The sequence below is a fragment of the Nitrosomonas sp. Nm84 genome, assembly GCF_003201565.1.
In the GTDB taxonomy this organism is placed as follows: Bacteria; Pseudomonadota; Gammaproteobacteria; order Burkholderiales; family Nitrosomonadaceae; genus Nitrosomonas.
Genome location: NZ_QJJP01000082.1, coordinates 1 through 1,184, shown reverse-complemented (window position 1 = coordinate 1,184; position 1,184 = coordinate 1). Strand labels below are relative to the sequence as shown.

At 36.0% G+C, this 1,184-nt stretch carries 1 protein-coding gene and 1 pseudogene; one reads left to right on the top strand and one right to left on the bottom strand.

From position 1 onward, the window contains the following. The first annotated feature begins 519 nt into the window (after positions 1–519). The gene (locus C8R34_RS16170) at positions 520–885 is read left to right on the top strand and encodes a hypothetical protein (RefSeq protein ID WP_013648892.1); all 366 of its coding nucleotides are present in this window, start codon (positions 520–522) and stop codon (positions 883–885) included. A gap of 223 nt (positions 886–1,108) precedes the next feature. Here C8R34_RS16170 and C8R34_RS16165 read toward each other — a convergent pair. After that, positions 1,109–1,184, bottom strand: a pseudogene (locus tag C8R34_RS16165) (IS1595 family transposase); the annotation flags it as partial.

Sequence of the window (1,184 nt, the reverse complement as noted above, 5' to 3'; positions counted from 1 at the left end):
CCGGATGGCTGGATTTTGGCATCTGTCGTAATCGTCACTCAAACGCTGGTGGAACTGGTCGGTGAGTTGATTTATATACGCTTGGTGCCTGCGATTATCTTTCAAGAGTCTAAAAGTTTAGAGATCTCAAAAACAGTTAGCAAAAAGAGTAGTCAGGATAAATAAGTTGTGCTTCTATCCGGGAAAGATTATGCAGTTTTTTTTAAAATATTCGGAAAATTAGCTACAGGGCGTTCTTGGCGAATTCCATCAGGGCCCACAGATAGAAATCCAGTCTACAATAAGGCCGGATATGAGACTGCAGCTGATTTCCATTTTACCAAAACACGAAATATTGCTTGCCAAACCGGAGGCGTCCATATAAGTTGGAATTTTTTACAGAAATTTCTATTGTAAAGGCTCTAAACTATCATACATATTCTGCTAGTTTAGTCAAATGTTATTTGGCGGGAGACATCGTTTTAACTTCTTAAGGTCAAAACTAATAACATTTATTTTCAGGTATGTTATGCTGCTACTATGTATAAATTTCCTAACATTGCAGTGTTTGTGCTATCAGTCAGTTTGCTGACAAATGCGTTTGCTTGGGCTTTCCATGGTGAGATATTTATACATGAGCTTGATCATCAAGCTACGTACATTCCAGTACAAACAATGGAAGAAAATCATCAGCATGTCGAGTTTTCTGATGATAAAGACTTGAATCTTTCAACACACATATGCCTTAATGCAGTGTATCAACCTATCTTCTTTACAGACCTACCCGTACTTGATTTTATAGCTGCTAAAGAGATTTTAGCTAATTTTATTCCTTTGTATATTCCAGAATCGTTTCTAGATTCTCCGCTTCGCCCTCCTAGAGTATTACTTACAACTAAAGTGTAAGTTCAAACTGTTCAAACAGTTAATATCAAATCTTTTTGGTATTTTTGATTCAACTCTGAATAGTTCAAATAAGACACTATATTTGCCCCTATGTTGATGCCAACTTAGGGTACTAGTCAATCGAGATAGTTAGCTTATTTAGCTTATAGCACTAGGCCAATTATTCAAATAGATACAACTATATGATTAACAGAATAATAAATTAGGCTCTAGACTAGCAGAGTTAATAATATCTGATGATTTGCCATAGTTCATTAGCAAGTTCATCAGGTTGTTTTTTCCAACGCCACTCAGATTCT

What these genes read in the sequence shown, in the direction of transcription:
- C8R34_RS16170 (WP_013648892.1), top strand. Translation starts at nt 520, where the DNA reads ATGTATAAATTTCCTAACATTGCAGTGTTTGTGCTATCAGTCAGTTTG.